5 protein-coding genes and 1 tRNA gene are annotated in these 4,042 nt (G+C 49.2%); 1 reads left to right on the plus strand and 5 read right to left on the minus strand.

What is annotated here, in order from left to right; translation table 11 throughout:
• Positions 1 to 167: 167 nt before the first annotated feature.
• The 5 genes from rplA to ACKOVI_RS02515 all read right to left on the minus strand — a co-directional run bounded on the left by rplA (position 168) and on the right by ACKOVI_RS02515 (position 2,546).
• The gene (gene rplA, locus ACKOVI_RS02495) at positions 168 to 872 is read right to left on the minus strand and encodes a 50S ribosomal protein L1 (protein WP_509602436.1); all 705 of its coding nucleotides are present in this window, start codon (positions 870 to 872) and stop codon (positions 168 to 170) included.
• An 89-nt stretch (positions 873 to 961) separates the two neighbouring features.
• A complete protein-coding gene (gene rplK, locus ACKOVI_RS02500; RefSeq protein WP_509602437.1) occupies positions 962 to 1,393 on the minus strand; it encodes a 50S ribosomal protein L11 in 432 nt (143 codons plus the stop codon).
• Positions 1,394 to 1,436: 43 nt separating this feature from the next.
• Positions 1,437 to 2,174 (minus strand): transcription termination/antitermination protein NusG, encoded by a 738-nt coding sequence (gene nusG / locus ACKOVI_RS02505; RefSeq protein WP_509602438.1) that lies wholly within the window; start codon positions 2,172 to 2,174, stop codon positions 1,437 to 1,439.
• A 9-nt stretch (positions 2,175 to 2,183) separates the two neighbouring features.
• Positions 2,184 to 2,420 carry a preprotein translocase subunit SecE gene (secE, locus tag ACKOVI_RS02510; RefSeq protein ID WP_509602439.1) on the minus strand — a complete coding sequence of 79 codons (237 nt, stop codon included), beginning with the start codon at positions 2,418 to 2,420 and terminating at the stop codon, positions 2,184 to 2,186.
• Between the two features lie 52 nt (positions 2,421 to 2,472).
• Positions 2,473 to 2,546: transfer RNA gene (locus tag ACKOVI_RS02515), tRNA-Trp, on the minus strand.
• Positions 2,547 to 2,683: 137 nt separating this feature from the next.
• Between ACKOVI_RS02515 and ACKOVI_RS02520 the strand changes: the two genes are divergently transcribed.
• Positions 2,684 to 3,877, plus strand: a complete 1,194-nt coding sequence (locus ACKOVI_RS02520; RefSeq protein ID WP_509602440.1) for a pyridoxal phosphate-dependent aminotransferase — start codon at positions 2,684 to 2,686, stop codon at positions 3,875 to 3,877.
• Positions 3,878 to 4,042: the final 165 nt, after the last annotated feature.

Genomic DNA, 4,042 nt, shown 5'->3' on the forward strand with positions numbered 1-4,042 from the left:
ATCTTTCGAGCAATCAATCCACTTGTTGCGGCAACGAGAAGTACTGCTCCTACGTCGAGTACGAGGGGCGCTGTCTCAACAACTGATGCCATGCATTAATCATATGGAGGTAAAAGAAGAATGGCCCCGGCATTTTGCCAGGGCCATTCTTGTGAATCCTTTGCTAATTAGTTAGCAGATGGTTCGCGTGTGAGGTTTGGATCTACCTGGATACCAGGGCCCATAGTTGTTGAAACAACTGCCTTCTGGATGTAGCGACCCTTTGAAGAGTTTGGCTTCACACGAAGAACTTCTTCAAGAGCTGCTGCATAGTTATCTGCAAGCTGCTCTGCTGAGAATGAGACCTTACCGATGATGAAGTGGAGGTTTGAGTTCTTATCAACGCGGAACTCAATCTTTCCACCCTTGATATCTGTAACCGCCTTAGTGACATCTGTTGTCACTGTTCCGGTCTTTGGGTTTGGCATCAAGCCACGTGTTCCGAGCACCTTACCAAGACGGCCCACCTTAGCCATCAAGTCAGGAGTTGCTACAACAGCGTCGAAGTCCAAGCGACCCTTTGAGACCTCATCGATGAGTTCATCTCCACCGACGATATCTGCACCAGCTGCACGCGCTTCATCAGCACGCTCTCCGTTCGCGAAAACCAAAACGCGAGCGGTCTTACCGGTTCCGTGTGGCAAGTTCACTGTTGAACGAATTGCCTGGTCTGCCTTCTTTGGATCAACGCCGAGAACGAGAGCAACTTCAACTGTCGCGTCGTACTTAGTTGTTGATGTTTCCTTGGCAAGTGTTACTGCCTGAAGTGGTGTGTAAAGGTGATCCTTAGTGACCTTTGCTGCCGCTTCTGTGTACTTCTTTGAGCGCTTCATTTCTTCCTTCTTTCTACACTCTATCGAGTGAGTTCGGGTTGTGGTTTGCGAACCAGCGCGGTTCTTCCACGAGGTACTGAATTATTTAATTATGCAGAGACAGTGATGCCCATTGAGCGTGCTGTACCTGCGATGATCTTTGCAGCTGCTTCAATGTCATTTGCATTGAGGTCTGCCATCTTTGTTGTTGCGATCTCCTTGACCTGAGCCATGGTGATGTTTGCAACCTTGGTCTTGTGAGGGATAGCTGAGCCCTTTTCGACTCCTGCTGCCTTCAAGATCAAACGTGATGCTGGTGGAGTCTTTGTAATGAAGTCGAATGTGCGATCTTCATAAACAGTGATCTCAACCGGAATGATCTGACCCTTTTGGCTTTCAGTCGCAGCGTTGTACGCCTTGACGAACTCCATGATGTTTACGCCGTGCTGACCGAGCGCTGGACCTACTGGTGGAGCAGGTGTAGCAGCGCCAGCTTGGATCTGGAGCTTGATAAAGCCAGATACCTTCTTCTTTGGTGCCATTTCTTATCTCTTTTCTTGGTTTTTTTCTGTGAAAACTTTTGACTTAAACGATCTTCTGAACCTGGTTGAAGCTGAGCTCGACAGGTGTCTCGCGACCGAAGATAGAGACCAGTACCTTGAGCTTTGACTGCTCTGGCATGATCTCGGAAATATTTGCAGGAAGTGTTGCGAATGGGCCATCCATAACGGTGACTGATTCGCCAATTTCGAAGTCAACATCCTTCACTTCGACCTTGTCGCCCTTCTTAGATGGACGTGGAGCAAGAATCTTTTCGACATCACCAAGTGAGAGTGGGCTTGGGTTATGTGCGTTACCGACGAAGCCTGTAACACCAGGTGTATTGCGAACTACAGACCATGACTCATCTGTGAGATCCATACGAACAAGAACATAACCTGGGTAGACATTGCGCTTCACAACTTTGCGAGCGCCGTTCTTGAATTCGACTACTTCTTCTTCCGGTACTTCAACTTGGAAGATGTAATCCTCCATATTGAGAGTGTGGATACGGTTGGCAAGGTTGCCCTTTACCTTCTTCTCGTAACCTGCGTAAGAGTGGATTACATACCAATCGCCAGCAGCTGTCGCCAAAGTGCGACGGAACTCTGCATTGGGATCGTTCTCGTCAGACTCGATATCGCCATCTTCATCAGATGCGAGCGCGAGCTCTGGTTCAGTTGACTCAACTGGAAGAGTGATCTCTTCAACTGGAGCAGCAACTTCTTCAGCATTTGCAACGAGAGCTGCCTCAAATGCGTCGTGCTTAATCTCTTCAGTCATGATCTCCCCTTAACCGAATACCCAGAAGACGACCTTGGTAAGAACCAAGTCGATAATGGATACAACGGCAATGATGAATGCAACGAATACAAGTACAACTGCTGTGTAAGTAGTAAGCATCTCGCGTGTAGGCCATACGACCTTCTTGAGCTCGTTGACTACCTGACGATAGAAAAGACCCACGCGTGCGAAGACGTTGAGCTTGCCCTCGGAATGATCCGCTGACTTCTCTACTGCATCACTCATGTTCGTACCTTTTCTTTTCTCTTCGTTTCGTTCATCAGTTACTACACACTTGCAGGGCAAGAGGGACTCGAACCCCCAACCGGCCGCTTTGGAGACGGCAACTCTAGCCAATTGAGCTATTGCCCTTCGCGAGAGATTTTTGGCGCGCCAAGGCGAGGAAAAAATTTCTCGTGAGCGTCGAAGTGTAGAGGCAGGGGGCAGTGTGAGTAAAACCGGCTTTTTGGCCGCTCGCGTACCCTCAAAAATAGGGCAGACTTACGCTCATGAGCAGAGTTTCAGCGCGTATCGCCGCAATCGCAGAGTCAGCCACTTTAGCCGTCGACGGAAAGGCTAAGGCCCTGAAGGCAGCTGGCCGTCCCGTCATCGGATTCGGAGCAGGCGAGCCAGATTTCCCAACACCTTCTTATATTGTCGATGCAGCAGCTGCCGCGACCAAGGTTGTTGCAAATCATCGATACACACCTACACCGGGTCTGCCTGAACTTCGTCAAGCAATCGTCGATAAGACAAAGCGCGACTCCAACTATGAAATCACAGTTGATCAGGTGCTTGTCACTAACGGTGGAAAGCAAGCTGTCTACCAGGCGTTCGCAACAATTCTTGATCCCAATGATGAAGTCATCTTGCCTTCGCCATTCTGGACAACATATCCAGAGGCAATCAAACTCGCTGGCGGAAAGGCCGTCGAAGTTTTTGCAGATGAAACACAGAACTACCTCGTAACTGTTGATCAGCTCGAGCAAGCACGCACAGGTAAGACAAAGGCATTGTTGTTCTGTTCTCCATCTAACCCAACAGGTTCTGTCTATTCACCAGAGCAGGTAAAGGCAATCGGCGAGTGGGCGCTGAAAAACCACATCTGGATTATCGCTGATGAAATTTACGAGCACCTTCTCTATGACGGTGCGACAGCGCCATCAATGCCAGTAGTTGTTCCAGATCTTGCCGATCAGACCATCATTCTCAATGGAGTTGCAAAGACATACGCGATGACTGGTTGGCGTGTGGGCTGGATGATCGGCCCTAAAGATGTCATCAAGGCGGCAACAAACTTGCAGTCACACCTGACATCAAATGTCGCTAACGTTTCCCAGCGCGCAGCAATTGCAGCTCTCACAGGCAGCCTCGATGCAGTGCACGAGATGGGTGTGGCATTCGATCGCCGACGTAAATTAATCGTCAGCCTGCTCAATGAGATCCCAGGCTTTGATTGCCCAACTCCACAAGGTGCTTTCTATGTATACCCATCAGTGAAGGGCGTGCTCGGTAAGTCAATCCGTGGCAAAGTTGCTAATACATCGGCAGAGCTGGCAACAATTATCTTGGATGAGGTTGAGGTTGCAGCAGTTCCTGGTGAGGCATTCGGACCTTCTGGTTACCTGCGATTCTCATATGCAACAAGCGATGAAGATATCGTCGAAGGTATCGGACGTATCAAGAAATTACTTACAGAGTAATCAGTTTTAAGGAAACAAAAAAGGCGGGAGCCCTCAATACTCCCGACTTTTTTGATCTCGCGATTAACTAAAGATCTTGTTCCAATCGGAGATCTTTAGCAGGTAGTACTGGCCGCCTTCGATGGCTGCCTGATCTAGGGCATCGACCGGTGTTGACTCAAGTCG

Source organism: Candidatus Planktophila sp. (assembly GCF_046070465.1).
Lineage (GTDB): Bacteria > Actinomycetota > Actinomycetes > Nanopelagicales > Nanopelagicaceae > Planktophila.

Bases quoted from the DNA above. Each gene is read 5' to 3' on its own strand.
- rplA (WP_509602436.1), bottom strand. From the start codon at position 872: ATGAAGCGCTCAAAGAAGTACACAGAAGCGGCAGCAAAGGTCACTAAG.
- rplK (WP_509602437.1), bottom strand. From the start codon at position 1,393: ATGGCACCAAAGAAGAAGGTATCTGGCTTTATCAAGCTCCAGATCCAA.
- nusG (WP_509602438.1), bottom strand. From the start codon at position 2,174: ATGACTGAAGAGATTAAGCACGACGCATTTGAGGCAGCTCTCGTTGCA.
- secE (WP_509602439.1), bottom strand. From the start codon at position 2,420: ATGAGTGATGCAGTAGAGAAGTCAGCGGATCATTCCGAGGGCAAGCTC.
- ACKOVI_RS02520 (WP_509602440.1), top strand. From the start codon at position 2,684: ATGAGCAGAGTTTCAGCGCGTATCGCCGCAATCGCAGAGTCAGCCACT.